Origin of the sequence: Streptomyces sp. NPDC056987 (assembly GCF_042673865.1) — a bacterium.
Classification (GTDB): domain Bacteria; phylum Actinomycetota; class Actinomycetes; order Streptomycetales; family Streptomycetaceae; genus Streptomyces.
The window spans coordinates 48,823-65,147 of sequence record NZ_JBHURV010000020.1 but is presented as its reverse complement, the minus strand read 5'-3'; the positions used below and the strand labels follow the sequence as shown (position 1 = coordinate 65,147).

At 70.4% G+C, this 16,325-nt stretch carries 19 protein-coding genes and 1 pseudogene; 8 read left to right on the top strand and 12 right to left on the bottom strand.

Annotation, left to right across the window (positions count from 1 at the left end; all coding sequences use genetic code 11):
- Window positions 1–97 precede the first annotated feature (97 nt).
- The 12 genes and pseudogenes from ACFTZC_RS22940 to ACFTZC_RS22885 all read right to left on the bottom strand — a co-directional run bounded on the left by ACFTZC_RS22940 (window position 98) and on the right by ACFTZC_RS22885 (window position 8,149).
- Complete coding sequence (locus tag ACFTZC_RS22940; RefSeq protein WP_014675276.1) at window positions 98–406, bottom strand: DUF2469 domain-containing protein; 309 nt, start codon at window positions 404–406, stop codon at window positions 98–100.
- 54 nt (window positions 407–460) lie between these two features.
- The gene (locus tag ACFTZC_RS22935) at window positions 461–982 is read right to left on the bottom strand and encodes an NUDIX hydrolase (RefSeq protein WP_382892520.1); all 522 of its coding nucleotides are present in this window, start codon (window positions 980–982) and stop codon (window positions 461–463) included.
- On the bottom strand, window positions 972–1,733 hold the full coding sequence (gene lepB, locus ACFTZC_RS22930) for a signal peptidase I (RefSeq protein ID WP_382892518.1): 762 nt from the start codon (window positions 1,731–1,733) through the stop codon (window positions 972–974). The genes ACFTZC_RS22935 and lepB (ACFTZC_RS22930) overlap by 11 nt, the downstream gene beginning before the upstream one ends.
- Window positions 1,734–1,775: 42 nt before the next feature.
- Complete coding sequence (lepB, locus tag ACFTZC_RS22925; protein WP_382892516.1) at window positions 1,776–2,696, bottom strand: signal peptidase I; 921 nt, start codon at window positions 2,694–2,696, stop codon at window positions 1,776–1,778.
- Window positions 2,602–3,682, bottom strand: a pseudogene (gene lepB / locus ACFTZC_RS22920) (signal peptidase I); the annotation flags it as partial. The gene lepB (ACFTZC_RS22925) and the pseudogene lepB (ACFTZC_RS22920), both read right to left, overlap by 95 nt.
- Window positions 3,675–4,469 carry a signal peptidase I gene (gene lepB, locus ACFTZC_RS22915; protein WP_382892514.1) on the bottom strand — a complete coding sequence of 265 codons (795 nt, stop codon included), beginning with the start codon at window positions 4,467–4,469 and terminating at the stop codon, window positions 3,675–3,677. The gene lepB (ACFTZC_RS22915) and the pseudogene lepB (ACFTZC_RS22920), both read right to left, overlap by 8 nt.
- Window positions 4,470–4,563: 94 nt before the next feature.
- Complete coding sequence (gene rplS, locus ACFTZC_RS22910) at window positions 4,564–4,914, bottom strand: 50S ribosomal protein L19 (protein ID WP_365814113.1); 351 nt, start codon at window positions 4,912–4,914, stop codon at window positions 4,564–4,566.
- A gap of 128 nt (window positions 4,915–5,042) precedes the next feature.
- Complete coding sequence (gene trmD, locus ACFTZC_RS22905) at window positions 5,043–5,864, bottom strand: tRNA (guanosine(37)-N1)-methyltransferase TrmD (protein WP_382892512.1); 822 nt, start codon at window positions 5,862–5,864, stop codon at window positions 5,043–5,045.
- Window positions 5,861–6,418 carry a ribosome maturation factor RimM gene (rimM, locus tag ACFTZC_RS22900; RefSeq protein ID WP_382892510.1) on the bottom strand — a complete coding sequence of 186 codons (558 nt, stop codon included), beginning with the start codon at window positions 6,416–6,418 and terminating at the stop codon, window positions 5,861–5,863. The genes trmD and rimM overlap by 4 nt, the downstream gene beginning before the upstream one ends.
- A 186-nt stretch (window positions 6,419–6,604) precedes the next feature.
- Entirely contained in the window at window positions 6,605–6,844 is a 240-nt protein-coding gene (locus ACFTZC_RS22895; protein WP_329823028.1) for an RNA-binding protein, read from the bottom strand.
- 2 nt (window positions 6,845–6,846) lie between these two features.
- On the bottom strand, window positions 6,847–7,287 hold the full coding sequence (rpsP, locus tag ACFTZC_RS22890) for a 30S ribosomal protein S16 (protein ID WP_365814110.1): 441 nt from the start codon (window positions 7,285–7,287) through the stop codon (window positions 6,847–6,849).
- A 268-nt stretch (window positions 7,288–7,555) separates the two neighbouring features.
- The gene (locus ACFTZC_RS22885) at window positions 7,556–8,149 is read right to left on the bottom strand and encodes a hypothetical protein (RefSeq protein ID WP_365814109.1); all 594 of its coding nucleotides are present in this window, start codon (window positions 8,147–8,149) and stop codon (window positions 7,556–7,558) included.
- 538 nt (window positions 8,150–8,687) lie between these two features.
- Between ACFTZC_RS22885 and ACFTZC_RS22880 the strand changes: the two genes are divergently transcribed.
- From ACFTZC_RS22880 to ACFTZC_RS22845, 8 genes are all read left to right on the top strand, one after another.
- On the top strand, window positions 8,688–9,581 hold the full coding sequence (locus ACFTZC_RS22880) for a class I SAM-dependent methyltransferase (RefSeq protein WP_382892507.1): 894 nt from the start codon (window positions 8,688–8,690) through the stop codon (window positions 9,579–9,581).
- A 106-nt stretch (window positions 9,582–9,687) separates the two neighbouring features.
- Window positions 9,688–10,626, top strand: coding sequence for a GntR family transcriptional regulator YhfZ (yhfZ, locus tag ACFTZC_RS22875; protein ID WP_382892505.1), 939 nt, complete (start codon window positions 9,688–9,690; stop codon window positions 10,624–10,626).
- Window positions 10,627–10,737: 111 nt separating this feature from the next.
- Complete coding sequence (locus ACFTZC_RS22870) at window positions 10,738–11,145, top strand: transcriptional antiterminator (RefSeq protein WP_382892503.1); 408 nt, start codon at window positions 10,738–10,740, stop codon at window positions 11,143–11,145.
- Entirely contained in the window at window positions 11,142–11,498 is a 357-nt protein-coding gene (locus tag ACFTZC_RS22865; RefSeq protein WP_382892501.1) for a DUF2620 family protein, read from the top strand. Before ACFTZC_RS22870 ends, ACFTZC_RS22865 begins: the two co-directional genes overlap by 4 nt.
- A 37-nt stretch (window positions 11,499–11,535) precedes the next feature.
- Window positions 11,536–12,906, top strand: a complete 1,371-nt coding sequence (locus ACFTZC_RS22860; protein WP_382892499.1) for a YhfT family protein — start codon at window positions 11,536–11,538, stop codon at window positions 12,904–12,906.
- 49 nt (window positions 12,907–12,955) lie between these two features.
- Window positions 12,956–13,954 (top strand): phosphotriesterase, encoded by a 999-nt coding sequence (locus tag ACFTZC_RS22855; protein WP_382892498.1) that lies wholly within the window; start codon window positions 12,956–12,958, stop codon window positions 13,952–13,954.
- Window position 13,955: 1 nt separating this feature from the next.
- Window positions 13,956–15,068, top strand: coding sequence for an aminotransferase class V-fold PLP-dependent enzyme (locus ACFTZC_RS22850; RefSeq protein WP_382892495.1), 1,113 nt, complete (start codon window positions 13,956–13,958; stop codon window positions 15,066–15,068).
- 2 nt (window positions 15,069–15,070) lie between these two features.
- A complete protein-coding gene (locus ACFTZC_RS22845; RefSeq protein WP_382892493.1) occupies window positions 15,071–16,252 on the top strand; it encodes an alanine racemase in 1,182 nt (393 codons plus the stop codon).
- The last annotated feature ends 73 nt before the right edge of the window (window positions 16,253–16,325 follow it).

Genomic DNA, 16,325 nt, shown 5'->3' with positions numbered 1-16,325 from the left:
CTCACCCGTCAGAGTGATCGGTTCCGAATGATCAGCCCCGGACAAAGCGGGACGGCACGGTGCGAAGCAGTGCCGCCGACCGGACGAATCGCGCGTCTCAGCCGCCGGGCAGTTCGAGATCGCTCTTGTTCAGCTCCTCGATATTCACATCCTTGAACGTGAGCACCCGTACCTGTTTGACGAACCTGGCCGGCCGGTACATATCCCAGACCCACGCATCCGCCATCGTGACCTCGAAAAAGACCTCGCCCTGAACCGAGTGCACCTGCATCTCGTAATCGTTGGTGAGATAGAAACGACGCTCGGTCTCGATCACGTATTTGAACAGACCGACGACATCGCGGTACTCCCGGTAGAGCTTCAGCTCCATCTCGGTCTCGTACTTTTCGAGGTCCTCGGCGCTCATGGCATGTTCCCCTTCAGCCGTACGTGCCCCTATTGTGCTCCGGCCCCCGCGCCGCTAGACGTGCTCGGGCGCGAGGTCCACCGGCGTGCCCGGGGGACCCTCGTCGAGCAGCGTGCGCAGCAGCTCGGCGAGCCTGGTCGGATACACCGTCTCACGCGCCGCCGACAGTTCGGCGGAGGTCCACCACCTCAGCCCCGCGACGCTGCGTCGCTCCAGGTCGGTGAGGTCACCGAGGGCGGCCTCGGTCTGCGCCGTACGTGCCAGGAAGTACCACTCGTCCTGATCCCAGCGGCGGCCGTCGAACGGGAAGGAGCAGACCCTGCGCCAGAGCACGGGCCCCAGCTCCACCTGTGTGATCCCCGTCTCCTCGGCCAGCTCGCGCAGCGCGGCCTCCTCCCGGCTCTCGCCGCCCTCCAGGCCACCGCCGGGCGTGAACCACCATTGCTGGTCGGGATGGCCCGGCTCGTACCCGTGCAGCAGCAGGATGCGGTCATCGGGGTCGAGCAGCACCACCCGCGCCACCTTCCTGACCGGGCGCGTGTCCGCCTTCACCCCGGGCCGTCCGTCAGACGGCATGTGCGGACGCCCCCTCGCCACGGGGCTCGCTCCGGCGGCGCCGCGAGATCCACCGCACCACCGGCACATACGCCGCACCGCCGAAGATCAGCAGCGTGCCGCCCACCACGGCCGCGACCAGCGGTTCCAGCGGCCCGGGCGCGGACACGCCGCCCGGCAGCGCCGCGAAGGCCGCGGGCCGGCCGATCATGCCGCCCAGCGGCCACGCCACGGCGTCCACGCGCGCGTCCACGGCCGTGCGCGGTACCGAGCCCTGGGTGGGGTCCTGGAGGTGTACGCGGGAGTCCAGCGAGCCGCTGCGCTCATCGCCGAGCAGGAAGAGCTGTCCCTCGGGCACGGTCGCGTCGAAGTCGGTCGTGGAGGCGCGTCCGCCGAGCATGCCCTGCACGTACGGTTCCTCGACCGGTTTGCCGTTGACCGTCAGCCGGCCGGAGGCGTCGCAACAGGCGACCGTGTCGCCTCCGACGCCGACCACGCGCTTGACCATCGGCAGGTCGCCCCACTCGGAGTCCCTGAAGACGACCACGTCGCCGCGGCGCACGTCGCCACCGGAGATCCGCTGGGCCAGCACCCGGTCCCCCGACTTCACGGTCGGGTCCATCGAATTGGTGGGCACGGTGTAGGGCCGGTATTCGACCGCGGCCCAGACGAACCCTCCGAGAAAGAGCACACAGCCGACGGCCACGGCCAGCCCCGACAGCACGCTGCCGAGCCGGCCGTGGCCGCTGTTCCTACGTTCTGTTGTGCTCATCCCAGCACTCCCCCCGTTCGGAGAACGATCTGGGACGGCACCCTACCCGGCGGTACTCCGGCGGGTCAGCCTCCTTCTGCGCCACAACACGATCGGCACGGCTCCGGCCAGAGCGAGCGCCCCCGGTGTGGCGGCCGTCGCGACGGAGGCCGCGGCGCTCAGCCCCGACTGGTCGAACGTGTCGGGCACCGGCAGCAGGGACCAGCGGGTGACCGGCCAGGCGACGACGACCGCGCGGCCCACGACGTCCTCGTTCAGGACCGTGCCGTTGCCGGGAAGCTCCTGGTGATAGCGGGAGTCCAGCGAATTCTGCCGGTGGTCGCCCATCACCCAGATGCTGTCCTTGGGCACCTTGATCGGGCCGAACGGCTCGTCGTCGCACGGGGTGTTGCCGGGGTAGATGTAGTCCGTCTCGTTCAACGCCAGGCCGTTGACATGGACCTTTCCACCCTTTTTGCACTCCACCGTGTCGCCGCCGACCGCGATGACCCGCTTGATCAGGTCCTTCTCGTCGGAAGAAGGCATCAGGCCGATCTGGCCGAGGAACCACTGCACCGCGTTCGGCTCGGGGGTCTCGGCGCCGTCCAGCCAGCCGCCCGGGTCGTTGAAGACGACCACCTCGCCGCGCTGCGGTTCGGCACCGAACCACGGCGTGAGCTTGTCCACCAGCACCCGGTCACCGCGCTGCAGGGTGTCCTGCATCGAGTCCGAGGGGATCGAGAACGCCTGGACCAGAAAAGCCTTGATCAGGAAGGCCAACAGAAGCGCGATCCCGATCAACAGGGGCAGTTCCTTCCAGAAGGAACGCGGCTTCCTCGGCGCCGTCGCACCGTCTCCGTCCGGCCCGTCCCCGCTGTCGCCCCGCTGCTCCGCCGGCTTGTCCGTCACGGCTTCGGGCGACTCGGCGAGCTGCTCGCGTCCCTCCTCGGGATCGTCGTGTCCGGATCGTGCGCCGACCGCCACATCCCCCACATCCACTCCTTACTCCGCGCGAATACTCTGTGTGATCGCCTGCCCCGGAGGAGGGACAGGCCCACCACTCCCATAACGAGCGGGAGTTCCGCAGGGGTCGGGAGCCGGACCAATCCGTTTCGATCCTGGGACGACAGACTATTCGACGGCCCCGTCGCCGTCGTCGGCGCGGCACGCGCGTCGGGTACGGAAGCGAAGGTCGACCGCTGCTCCAGCCCGCTCCAGTGGTCGAGCGGCCAGGCGATGACCACTGCGCGGCCCACGACTCCCGCCTCGGAGACCGTCCCGTTGTACTCCTCCTGCAGATGGAAACGTGAATCGGCCGAATTGGAACGGTGATCGCCCATGACGAAGATGCGCCCCGCGGGGACCTGCACCTCGAAGGGGATGGTCGAGGGCGCGTTGCCGGGATTCAGGTACTGCTCGGTGAGGGGCATGCCGTTGACCGTCACCTTGCCGTTGACGTCACAGCACTTGACGGTGTCGCCGCCCACCGCGACGACGCGCTTGATCAGGTCCTTGTCGTCGGCCGACGGCAGCAGTCCGATGGCGGACAGCCCTTCCTTGAGCTGCTTGACCACCACCGGGGAGTTGTCCGGTGGGGGTTGCTCGTCCTGGAGCCAGTTGCCGGGGTCCTTGAAGACCACGACATCGCCCCGCTGCGGCTTGGACCCGAACCAGGGGGTGAGCTTGTCCACCAGTACCCGGTCGCTGATCCTGATCGTCTGCTCCATGGATCCCGAGGGGATCACGAAGGCCTGCACCAGGAACGTCTTGAGGACGACGGCGATCAGCAGCGCCACCGTGATCAGCAGCGGAATCTCCTTGGCCGCGGAGCGGCTGCGCCGCCGCTTCACCTTCTTGGCGAGCTTGCGCCGCTCCGCCCGGCCCGGCAGCGCCCGTCCCGTGGTGGGCCGGGAGCCGGTCGGCAGCCTGGTGTCGTACCCGTGATTCGCCGGGCGTCCGCGCTTACCCATGGGCACCGCTCCCCGGCCCCGGAACCTCCGTGAAGGCGTCAGTGGACTCCAGGCCCGACCAGCGGCCTATGGGCCAGCCGATCCAGTCCGCCCTGCCGATCACTCTCTCCACGGGCACCATCCCGCCTCCCGGCTCTCCGAGATGATCCCGGGAGTCACGCGAATTACTGCGATGATCGCCCATCACCCACAGGGTTCCCTCGGGCACGACGATGTCGAAGGGCACGCGGGAGGGTGCGTCACCGGCGTGCAGATACCGCTCGTCGACGGCCCGGCCGTTCACTTCGACCCTGCCCCCCTTGTCGCAGCAGACCACACGGTCACCCCCCACACCGACCACGCGCTTGACGAAATCGGTCTCGGCGGGCTCGGCGAGTCCGAGGGCCGCGGCCGCCCCGTGCAGCAGCCCGGTGACGGGGTTCTCACGGGCCGGCTCCTGTACGAAGGACCCGGTGCCGTCGAAGACGATCACGTCACCACGCTGCGGCTCAGTACCGAAACGGTACGCCAACTTGTTGACGAGCACGCGGTCTCCGACATGGAGGGTGGGCTCCATCGAGCCACTGGGGATCAGAAACGGCTGGAGCACGAACGTGCTGAAGAGCAGCAGGAAGACCGTGCAGACCAGGCCGAGAAGCCCCGTACGGCGCCAGGAGAGCCATGAACTCCCCCTGGCACCCTCGTCCCTGGCGAACCAGGGAGAACGCGAGAAGCGCGGCCGCTCTTCCGCCCCCGCGGGGGTGTCGGAAGAGCGGTCGCGCTTCTCGTGCTGTGCTTCGGTGTCCATCGGGGCCAGATCTTATCCGGCGGCCCTGTACACCTGGCGTGAGAAGAGGCCCGGCCGCGGGCGTGAGAAGTATCCCGCTCGCGGCCGTGAGGGCTCAGCGGTCGCGCTTCTCCTTGATCTTCGCGGCCTTGCCGCGCAGCTCACGGAGGTAGTACAGCTTGGCGCGGCGGACGTCACCGCGGCTGACCAGCTCGATCTTCTCGAAGATCGGGCTGTGCACCGGGAAGGTGCGCTCGACGCCGACGGAGAACGAGACCTTGCGGACCGTGAAGGTCTCGCGGACGCCCGAACCCTGGCGGCGGATGACGACACCCTTGAACTGCTGGATACGGGAGCGGTTGCCCTCGATGACCCGTACGTGCACGTTGACCGTGTCACCGGGGCGGAAGGCGGGGAGGTCGCTGCGGAGCGACGCGGCGTCGACGGAGTCGAGCAGGCTGGCCATGAAGGTCTGCTTCCTCGCTGATGCCACAGGTCATCAGCGGATGATCGGGAGAGTGTTGAGTGCCGTTCGCGTCGGGCGGGCGTCGGTCCCCCTGTGGCAGGGGCGCACGCCGGACGTACAGCAGCGGCCTATTCTTCCACGTCGCCGGGCCTGCGCCAAAATCGGCCACCGGGCTCCGGCGCCCAACCGAGGATGGAGAGCGTCTCGCGGTCCTTCTTGTCGAAGGCCGCGGGGTCGCACCGCTCGATCAGATCGGGCCGGTTGAGCGCCGTACGGCGGAACGCCTCGTCGCGGCGCCACCGCGCGATCTTCCCGTGGTGGCCGCTGAGCAGGACGTCCGGGATGCCGCGTCCGCGCCACTCGGGCGGCTTGGTGTAGACGGGGCCCTCCAGCAGGTCGGCCATGGCGCCGGGGGCGAACGAGTCGTCGCGGTGCGACTCGGCGTTGCCGAGGACGCCGGGCAGCAGCCGGGCCACGGCCTCCGTGATCACCAGGACCGCGGCCTCGCCGCCGGCCAGCACGTAGTCGCCGATGGACACCTCGACCACGGGGATCCGCGTCGCGTACTCGTCGACGACCCGGCGGTCGATGCCCTCGTAGCGGGCGGGTGCGAAGAGCAGCCAGGGACGCTCCGAGAGCTCCACGGCGAGCTTCTGGGTGAAGGGGCGGCCGCTGGGCGTGGGAACGACCAGGACGGGGCCGTACGCGCCCGCCTCGTAGCCGTCGGCGAGCGTCTCGTCGAGGGCGTCACCCCAGGGACCGGTCTTCATGACCATGCCCGGACCGCCGCCGTAGGGGGTGTCGTCGACCGTGTTGTGCCGGTCGTACGTCCACTCACGCAGGTCGCGCACGTGCACGTCGAGGCGTCCGCGTGCCCGGGCCTTGCCGACGAGTGAGACGTTCAGCGGCTCCAGGTACTCCGGGAAGATCGTGACGACATCGATCCTCATCGGTCCTCGGCCTCTCCACCGGACCCGCCGGGCACGATCTCCGCGCGGTCGTCGATCAGCCCGGGCGGCGGGTCGATCACGGCCCGCTGCTCCGCCAGGTCGATCTCGGTGACGATCTCCTCGACGAAGGGGATCATCACCTCGCTGCCGTCGGGGCGTTCCACGATGAACAGGTCCTGCGAGGGCAGATGCGAGATCTCGGTGATCCGGCCGACCTCCGTACCGTCGGCCAGGACGACATCCAGGTCCATCAGCTGATGGTCGTAGAACTCCTCCGGGTCCTCGGGAAGTTCCTCCGGGTCGACCTCGGCGATCAGCAGGACGTTACGGAGCGCCTCGGCGCCCGTACGGTCGCGTACGCCCGCGAAACGCAGCAGCAGCCTGCCGCTGTGCACGCGGCCCGCCTCGATGGTCAGGGGCCCCGCCGAGGCCGGTTCCGTGGCGAGGACGGCACCGGGGCCGAGCCTCATCTCGGGCTCGTCCGTACGCACCTCGACGGTGACCTCACCCTTGATGCCGTGGGCGCGGCCGATCCGCCCGACTACCAACTGCACTGCCGATCCACCCTTTGTGTGGCTGAGCCGCCGGCGCTCCCGCGGAGGTGGTCGCTCACCGTTGTGCTTGCTCAATTGATGGTTGTGTCACTACGGAACAGCACGGGGCCGCACAGCGCGGGGCTGAACAGCACGGGCCGGGAAGGGCCGTGGCCCTTCCCGGCCCGTGCCGGCTGTTCTGGTGTGTCAGCGGACCTGGTCCACGTCGACGAGGTCGACGCGGATGCCACGGCCGCCGAGGGCGCCCACGACCGTCCGCAGAGCACGCGCGGTGCGGCCGTTGCGGCCGATCACCTTGCCGAGGTCGTCCGGGTGCACCCGGACCTCCAGCACCCGGCCGCGACGCAGATTGCGCGAGGCGACCTGCACTTCGTCCGGGTTGTCGACAATGCCCTTCACGAGGTGCTCGAGAGCCTCCTCGAGCATGCTCAGGCTCCGGTCGACTCGGCGGCGGCCGAGGACTCGGCCTCGTCGGCCTTCTTGTCGGACTTCTTGGCCTTCTGCGTGATGGCCTCGCCCTTGGGCTCGTCGCCGGCGTCCTTGGCAGCGGCCTCGAAGAGGGCGCGCTTGTCGGCCTTCGGCTCCGGCTGGAGGAGCGGCGCGGGGGCCGGGAGGCCCTTGTGCGCCTGCCAGTCGCCGGTGAGCTTGAGGATCGCGAGAACCGGCTCGGTCGGCTGGGCGCCGACGGACAGCCAGTAACGCGCGCGGTCCGAGTCGACCTCGATGCGCGAGGGGTTCTGCACCGGGTGGTACAGACCGATCTCCTCGATGGCCCGGCCGTCACGGCGGGTACGGGAGTCGGCGACGATGATGCGGTAGTGAGGCGAACGGATCTTGCCCAGACGCTTCAGCTTGATCTTGACTGCCACTGGAGTGGTGTCTCCTGGTCTTGACGTGGTTGGGCACAGCGGGATGCCGCGTGGGGTTGCGGTACCCGATCTGCCCGATGGACGCGTCAGCCGGAGGAGAGAGGGGTCCTGTGCGACTGTCGAGTACGGCTGGCCATTCTGCCACACCCCGGCGCCGGGGGTGACCCGGCCGGGGTACGGCGTACGGCTCCGGCCCCGTGTGTGAACGGGGCCGTGCCGCGGTACGAGCCGTCGGCCCGCGGCGGCGCGTGGCCGCCGGGGACAGGGTCTAGCTCGCGGCGGCGACCACTTCCGGAATCCGGAAGGGTTTGCCGCAGCCGCCGCAGACGATCGGGGCCTGGGCGAGGACCGATGGGACGACGCGTACGTTCCGGCCGCAGTCGCAGACCGCTTTGACCCGCACGCCGCCGCCGGACGAGCCGTGCCGGGCGGCCGGGCCGCGGAAACTGCGCTTGGTGTCGGCGGCCGTCGCGACCGTGTGCGCCTTGAGGGCGCGCTGGAGCCGCTCGATGGTGGGGCGGTATCGGCGCTTCGCCTCGGGGCTGAGCGAGACCAGGGAGAACCCACTGCTGGGATGCGGCTCCTCGGGATGGTCGAGGCCCATCTCCTCGGCGATCGCAAGGAATCGGCGGTTGTGGTAGCGGCCCGCGCGGGAGGTGTCGCGGACACCTCTGGCCGCGGCGATGCCGTGGACCGCTTCGTGAAGCAGTCGTTCGAAAGAGAGCTCGGCGCCGCAGGCGGACGACGACTCTCCGATCAGGGACTCTGGCGCGGCAAGATCCGGCAGCTCGGGGTGGGACCGCTGAATGTCGGCCCACGCCTGTGCCAGCTCTGCGGCGAGAACAGGTGGTGTCGTGCTCACGTCGTGAACAACGAGCCGGATCCCTCCCGGGTTCCATTACGGGGCATCACAAATAATTTGCACGTACCCGTCAGTTGCCGTTGATGCGTCCTGACGAGGGCGGGTGCGCCGATCTGCGGAGAAGGCTCACAGCTCGCACCAAGGTGGTACGTAGCGTCGGATACGCATCGACGCGTAGACGATCTACGTCTACCCCCACGCACGACGGCGAGAGTACCGGGACGGGCACCTTCTTCCCGCACCGCCCCCGCAGGGCCCTACTGCCCCGAATGGCTCAATCGGGGCCGGACCGCGCGCCGCTCCACCGTCGGCCCGCTCGACCGTCCTGCTCAGATCCTGGTACCCGTTCCGGAGCCGGGAAAAGGAATCGGCCATCCACGCGGGGGCGTACGCCCGGGGCACGCACGCTTTGCCCGTCACCCACTGGACGTGGGCACGGATGGGGAGTTCCCTGACATACGGGGGATGTGTGCTCGCACGTACAGGGGGGCTGTCAATCAGGGTACGAACGACCTCTCGGCGGATTGGGGCGCTATCCATGACACGTACGCTCGCCCAGCACACTCAGCTCCCTTCGGGCACGACCGCGGACCCGGCGCACCCGGCGCCGTCCGAAGCCCGCACGCGCGCCCGCGACTGGGCCGAGATCCAGGAGCGGATGCTGGTGCCGCTCTACGAAGCGGTGTACGAGCGTCTGGAGGTCCGCGCCGGGACCCGGGTGCTCGGTCTCGGCTGCGGCTCCGGGCTCGCGCTGCTGCTGGCCACCGCACGGGGCGCACGGGTGACCGGTGTCGAGGCGGACCGGGAGCGGCTGGCCCTGGCCCGCGAGCGGCTGCTCACGGAGGACGGACGGGGCGGAGCTCCGCGCCGGCCGGACGGCACAGGGAGCGGGACGCTGCTCCCCGCCGATCGCATGGCCGACGCCGCGACGGGGCCGGACCGGACCGGGTACGACCTGATCACCGCCTTTCAGCCGATCGGCTCCGTGGCGGGTGACGCGAAAGGGCTCGATCCCGCCCTCAGAACAGCCATACCGCTGGCCGGGCACGGCACTCCGGTGGTGCTGGCCGGCTGGGGTCCGCCGGAGCGCTGCGCGACGGACGCGGTGCTGCGGGTCGCGGGCCGACTGGCCGACCGGCTGCGCAAAGGTGCCCGGCGCCCCGCACACCGGGACGATCTGGAGGACGTCGCGGCGCGAGCCGGGCTGAAACCGGACGGTTCGGGGCGGGTGGCCTGCCCGTTCGGGTACGCGGACCAGGAGAGCGCGGTGCGCGGACTGCTGTCGACCGGGGTGTTCGACGGCGCGATCCGGGCGACGGACCAGCGGCAGGTGGAGAAGGAGATCGGCGAGGCGCTCCATCCGCATCTGCGGCGGGACGGCACGGTCTGGATGCCGAACGTCTTCCGGTATCTGATCGCCCGCACGCCCTGACGGCGGGCGGTGACGACGGCTCGCCGCGAGACGCGAAATGGCGTAGAGACGCCAGGGCACAGCGGAAGCCTTGCCAATATCCAGAATCCTGTTTACTGTCGTTTCCGTGACAGACTTCGACGAGCGCTTCCTGACCCGCAACGGCCTCGCGGCCCGGCAGCTCGCGGTTCTCCTGCTGAACCACGAGCCGGACACCCGGCTTCCGCGCGTCCGGGACTTCGCCGTGGAGCTGGGCGTGGGGAACGGCACGGTGCAGGCGGCGCTCCAGCTCCTGGAGGACGCCGAAGCCATCGAGACGACGGCGCGGGGCCACCTCGGCACGTTCCTCGTCCGGTCCGACCGCTCGATACTCTGGCGGCTCTCCGGGCTCGGCACCCTGCTCGCCGCCATGCCCCTGCCGTACTCCCGTCGTTACGAGGGGCTGGCCACCGGACTGCGCTCCGCCTTCGAGGAGGCGGGGGCGCCTTTCGCGATCACCTTCATGCGTGGCGCCGGCGCCCGCACCACCACACTGCTCGAAGGCAAGGTCGATCTCGTGGTGCTCTCCCGCTTCGCGGCCGACCGGCTGATCGAGGAGTATCCGGTCGAACTCGTCGCGGACCTCGGCCCGATCACCTATGCCGGTGCGCACGGCATACTGCTGCGGCACGGCTCGGACCTGGCGAGCCCGGGGCTGCGCGTGGCGGTCGACCACACCTCGGAGGACCAGCGCATACTCGCGGAGCACACGTTCGCGGGGCGGGACGACATCAAGTGGATCGAAGCCTCGCACATGCAACTCCGTGAGCTGTTCGAGCATGACGGCGCGGACGCCACCGTCTGGAACCTGGACGAAGCGTGGGGCCTGCTCGGCACAGGCGTGGACGTCCTGCCACTCGGCGACGAGGTCACCCGCGACCTGTCCCTGCGCAACTCCAGCGCGGCGATCATCGGCAGAGCGGAAGGGGCCGGGGCACTCGGCGCCGTACGCGGATCGCTCGACCTGTCCGTCGTCACCACCCTCCAGGCCGAGGTACTGCGGGGAGAGCGCACCCCTTCGTACTGACCCCAGCCGCCCCGAGTCCGACGAGTGCACCCACCACGCCGCATCACACCCGCTTCAATATACAAAATTCTGGTTACTGGATTTATTTGGATTGTGTACGAAAGGGGCTCCATGGACAGTCAACTGGCCCTGCGCATCCGGCTTTTCCGCGAGACCGGCCAGGCAGATCCCGAGGTCGTCGCGTTCGTCGCGGCCGAGCTGGACACCCTGGCCGCCGAGGGTCTCACCGTCACCGAGGACACGGCGGGGCTGCTCACCAGCCACCTGATGGCGGCGCTCACCCGGCTGCTGAACGGCGAGCAGGTCGCGGCCTTCGCCACCGACCAACAGGTCGCGGCCGAACTGGCCGGACATCCCGAGGCGGTCGCCAGAGCACGTGCGGTGGCGATACGGGCCGAACAGGCACTCGGCGCCCCGCTGCCCAGCTCCGAAGTCAACTTCCTGGGCCTGCATCTCGCCGTGCTGGCCCAGAACTCACCTGCCCGACACCACTCGTCACAGCGAAGGACCCCGTCATGACGAAGATCCTCACCGGCGGCATCGGGAAGACCGAGGTCGCGGACACCCTCTCCCGGCTCGGCCTCGACGGCCTGGAGATCACGGTCTCCAACGACATGGACGCCGCCATGAAGCTCCGGGCCGGCCAGGCGCACTACTACCTGGGCACCTGTCACACAGGGGCCGGTGCCTCGCTCGGCCTTCTCGTCGGGTTACTGGGCAGCCCCGTCTGCCACACCTTCGGCCGCTCCGTACCCACGCGGGAACAGGTGGCCGCGCTGCTCTCGGACGGCAGGAAGGTCTTCGGATTCGCCCTCGACCGGATCGACGTGGTCGCCCCGCTCATGGCCCACGTGATCGCCGCGCACGGCTGACCCCGACGACCTGCCGGACCGCGGAGGAGACCACCCTGTGCACACCGTCCTCGCAGCCAGTACGCGTCTGGATCTCACGCTGACGCAGCAACTGTTCGTCATAGCGCTCTGCGCGCTGACCGCCTTCGTCTCGCACCTGGCGCTGGCCGTCTTCAACGACGGCGTACGTCCCTTCATGCTCGACTTCATCCAGGGACGTGCCAAGCGTTCCGCCACCACCGCGGTGTCCTTCGGACTCTCCGCGGGCTTCATCTTCGGCCTCGGTGCGCCGATGGCCCTCGCCAGTGGTGTCCTCAACCCCTGGCTGCTCTTCCTTCCCACCGACATCCTGGGCATCCTCGCGCCCCGGAAGTGGGCAGCGCCGCTGCTGGGCGGCGCCTGGGGCGCCGTGGTCGTCTTCGGTCTCGGCGGCGCCAACGACCTGGCGCACGATCTGCCCGTCGACTTCCTGACCGCTATGCAACAGATGTCGACGCCGATCCTCTTCCTCTTCACGCTCTTTCCGGTGCTCGCCATCACCCGGCAGTTCGGACGGCTGCGCGGCGGCCTCGCCGCCGCGCTGGAACTGGCCCTGGTCCTCATGACGATGAAGCTCTGGCCGAAGATCTTCGCGGGTTCCCTCGCGATGGCGGCGGGAGTGCTGCTGCTCATCGCGTTCGCCGTCAGGAAGGACCTGCTCCAGCGGAAGCAGGAACAGCAACGGGAGCGGGAGCTGGGGCAGGCGCAGGCTCCGGCCCAGGGACAGCCTCGGGAAGACTCCGGGAACGACCCGATGGCCTCCCTCTTCAGCGGCAGCGCCCTGCGGCTGCGCCGCCATCTGCCGCTCTTCATGGTGCTGGGCGCCGGGGTCTGCGTCCTGGCGCAGATGCACATATTCGGCGGCGGGGAGGCCACCAGCTTCCTGATCGCCAAGGGCCAGTACAGCGAGGCCGCCCAGGTCGACTTCTACCGGATGTTCGGCTTCATACCGCTGATCGCGACGACCGCGCTCGCCTCCGGCGCGTACGGCACAGCCGGATTCACGCTCGTGTATCCCCTCGGCTATGTGCTGCCGAACCCGTTCCTCGCGGCGGTTGCCGGTGCCGTGGTCTTCGCGCTCGAAGTGCTGGCGCTCTCCTCCATCGGAAGGGTCCTCGGCAAGCTCCCGAGCGTGCGCGACTCCTCCGAGCATCTGCGGGCCGCGATCACGGAGACGCTGGGGCTGGCCATCCTCTTCGGCTCCCTGCTCGCGGCGCACGTGATGGGCGGCGGACCGGCGATCCTCGTCGTCGGCGGGCTCTACCTCCTCAACGAGGCGATGGGCAGACCGGTGGTGCGGATGGCGGCGGCGCCCGCCGCGGTCGTCGTCGGCGGCGCCCTGCTCAACGTCCTCCACTGGCTCGACCTGTTCACACCGCTGAAGAGCTGACCGCCGGCGTCCCGGCGCGGACGGTCCCGTCTGGAAGGCACAGATACCCATGCGCTCCCCGCTCCTCGATTCGTCCTCCAACGCCCCGTGCCTCACCACGGTCACCGGGCCGCTGCCCGCCTCCGCCGTGCGCGGTCCGGTGCTCGCCCATGAGCATCTCGTGCTCGATCTCGACCATGCGGGCGACGGCGGCGCCGTGCTCGACGCCGGGCGCCACCGGTCCGCGGTCGTCGCCGAACTGGCCGCGTTGTCGGCCGAGTTCGGGCTCGCCCTCGTCATCGAGCTGACCTGCCGGGGCATGGGCCGCGATCCGCGCGCCCTGGCGCGTATCGCCGAGGAGTCCTGCGTCGCCGTGGTCGCCGCCACCGGCTGGTACTACGAGCCGTTCCACCCCTGGGAGACGGCGGAGGCGAGCGTCGAGCAGCTCACGGAGATCCTGGTGCGGGAGATCGAGGAGGGCATCGGAGGGAGCGGTGTCCGACCCGGCGTGCTCGGGGAGATCGGCAGCCACGGCGACCGGCCGAGCGGGCGCGAGAGCCGGGCGCTGCTCGCCTCGGCCCATGCCGCGCGCGCCACCGGTCTGTCGCTCGCCACCCACGCCCAGTTCGGCCGCGGCGGGCTCGCCCAGCTGGAGCTGCTCGCCGGTACGGGGCTTCCCCCGTACCGGATCTCGATCGGCCACCAGGACCTGCTGGACGATCCGGGAACCCACCGTGAGCTCGCGGCAAGCGGCGCGTACGTCGCGTTCGACACCGTCGGCAAGGAGCGCTACCAGAGCGACGACACCCGCTTACGGCTGCTGCTGGCCCTGCTGGAGGCGGGGCACGCCGACCGGGCCCTGCTGAGCTGCGACATCTCCCGCCACGGCTATCTGACGGCGGAGGGCGGCCAGGGGTACGGGCATCTCTTCCGCTCCTTCCTGCCGGCAGCGCGCGCGGCGGGCGTGGACGACGACCTGATCGACCTGATGACACGCCGCAACCCGCTGCGTTTCCTGACCGGCGCCGGCACGGACACCGCCACCGCCACCGCCACCGAGGAGATCTGAGATGCCTCCGCCGCCTCCACCGCTTCCCCGGACCTTCCCGCTGCCCACGATCGCGCTGGAGGACGCCGTCCGGCTCCAGTTCCGGCTGCTGGAGCACACCGCCGCCCACTTCGAGGGACCCCAGCTCTTCGAGGCGGACGCCGGTGTAGTCACCGGGCTCGGCCGGCCCCGTACTACAGCACGGGTCGAAGCCGTTCTCGCCGACTGGTTCGGCGCCGAGGAGGCCGCGCTGGTGCAGGGGGCCGGTACCGGCGCAATCCGGGCCGCGCTCCAGGCGGCCGTCTCCCCCGGCGATCCACTGCTGATCCACCGGGCTCCGGCCTACCGGACGACGGCCGTCACCCTGCGCGGACTCGGTGCCCGTACCACCGAGGCCGACTTCAACGACCGTACGGCCCTGCGGCAGGCCTTGACGACCACCGGCCTCACCTGGGCGTTCGTCCAGCACAGCAGACAGCGGCTCGGGGACTCCTACGCCCCGGGCGAGGTCCTGGCAGCCTGCCGCGCCGCGGGGGTGCGTACCGTCGTCGACGACAACTACGCGGTACTGCGGGTGCCCGCCTGCGGCGTCCAGCTCGGCGCGGACGCCTCGTGTTTCTCCCTCTTCAAGCTGCACGGTCCGGAGGGCGTGGGCGCCGTCGTCGGCGCCCGCGATCTCGTCGGCCGGGTCCGCGCCGACAACTACTCGGGCGGCGGCCAGGTCCAGGGCTCCCAGGCACTGGAAGCGCTGCGTGCCCTCACCCACGTGCCTGTCATGTGGGCACTTCAGTCCCTGGTGTCCGCCGAGGTCGCGGCACGCCTCGGCGCCGGCGAGGTGCCGGGTGTCGCGGAGGTACGGATCGCCAACGCGCAGGACCGCTGCCTGCTGGTACGGCTCGACCGCCCCGTGGCCCGTCAACTGCCCGCCGTCGCCGCGCGGTACGGAGCCGCGCCGTATCCCGTGGGTTCCGACTCCCGCTACGAGATCGCCCCGCTCGTCCACCGGATGTCCGCCTCGTCGCTCGACGACGCACCCGAACTCGCCGACTGGACCGTACGGATCAACCCCATGCGGGCGGGCGCGGACCTGGTGATCGAGATCCTCCGCCGCTCGCTGCACGATCTGAAGGGCTGACCGTGTTCCTGGACACCGTCCTCACCCGCAACCCCGCGCTCGTCGACGCGGCGACCGCGCTGCACGCCTCGGGCGCCGTCCCGCCCGACACCTACGTCCTGGACGCCGACGCCGTGGAGGGCAACGCGGCGCTGCTGGCGGCCGAGGCGGAGCGGCTGGGGCTCTCGCTCTGGTTCGTGGCCAAACAGTTCGGCCGCAATCCCGCGCTGGTCCGGGCGGTCTCCCGGCACATCCCCCGGTTCGCCGCGATCGACCCCGACGAGGCCAGGACGCTGCACGCGGCGGGAGCCCGGGCGGGCAACCTGGGCCATCTCGTGCAGATCCCGCGTCGCGCGTTGCCCGAGATGCTGGCCTGGCGGCCCGAGGCGGTCACGGTCTTCGACCTCGCCAACGCGCGGGCCGTCTCGGAGGCGGCGGGCCGGCTCGGCCTCGTCCAGGACGTGTTCGTACGGATCGAGGCGGCGGCCGGGTCCGGCCATCCGGGCCAGGAGGGCGGCGTACCGCCGGCCGCCCTGGACGGCTTCGCCGCCGCGGTCGAGCGGCTGCCGTCGGTCCGGATCGCCGGGGTGACGGCGTTCCCCTGCGTGGTGTGCGACCCGGACACGGGACGGCCCGCGCCGACCGACGGCTTCGGGCACGCCCTCGACGCCCGTGAGGTGCTGACCGCACGCGGTCATCAGGGGCTGGGCCTCAGTGCCCCGGGCGCGACCTCCATGGCGACGCTGCCCCTGCTGGCCCGGCTGGGCGCCACTCACGGTGAGCCGGGCCACGCCCTCACCGGCACCACGCCACTGCACGCGGCGGATCCACACCGGCCGGAACGGCCCGCCTATGTGTACGTCACCGAGGTCGCCCACACGCTCGCGGACGGCCGGCCCGCGCTCTTCGGTGGCGGGTTCTACGCCAGAGGCGGTGTCCGCTCCGCCCTGCTGTCCCGCACGGGGCTGCGCCTCCGGGTGGGCGATGTCCCCGCGGAGTACATCGACTACTACCGGTTGCTGGATCCGCCCGCCCCGGGATCGGGCGGGGTCGGAGTCGGGGACACCGCCGTCCTGGCGTTCCGTACGCAGATCTTCGTCACGCGCTCGACCGTCGCGGTCGTCACCGGTCTCAGCGACGGAAAGCCCCGGCTGACGGGGCTGTACGACGCACGGGGCCGGGCCCTGGGAGGAGCCGCCTTATGAACAGGACCGTCGTGAGCAAGAGCGTCCGGGGCAAGGACGCCCCCAGCAGGGCCGTCATGAGCACGACCGTCAC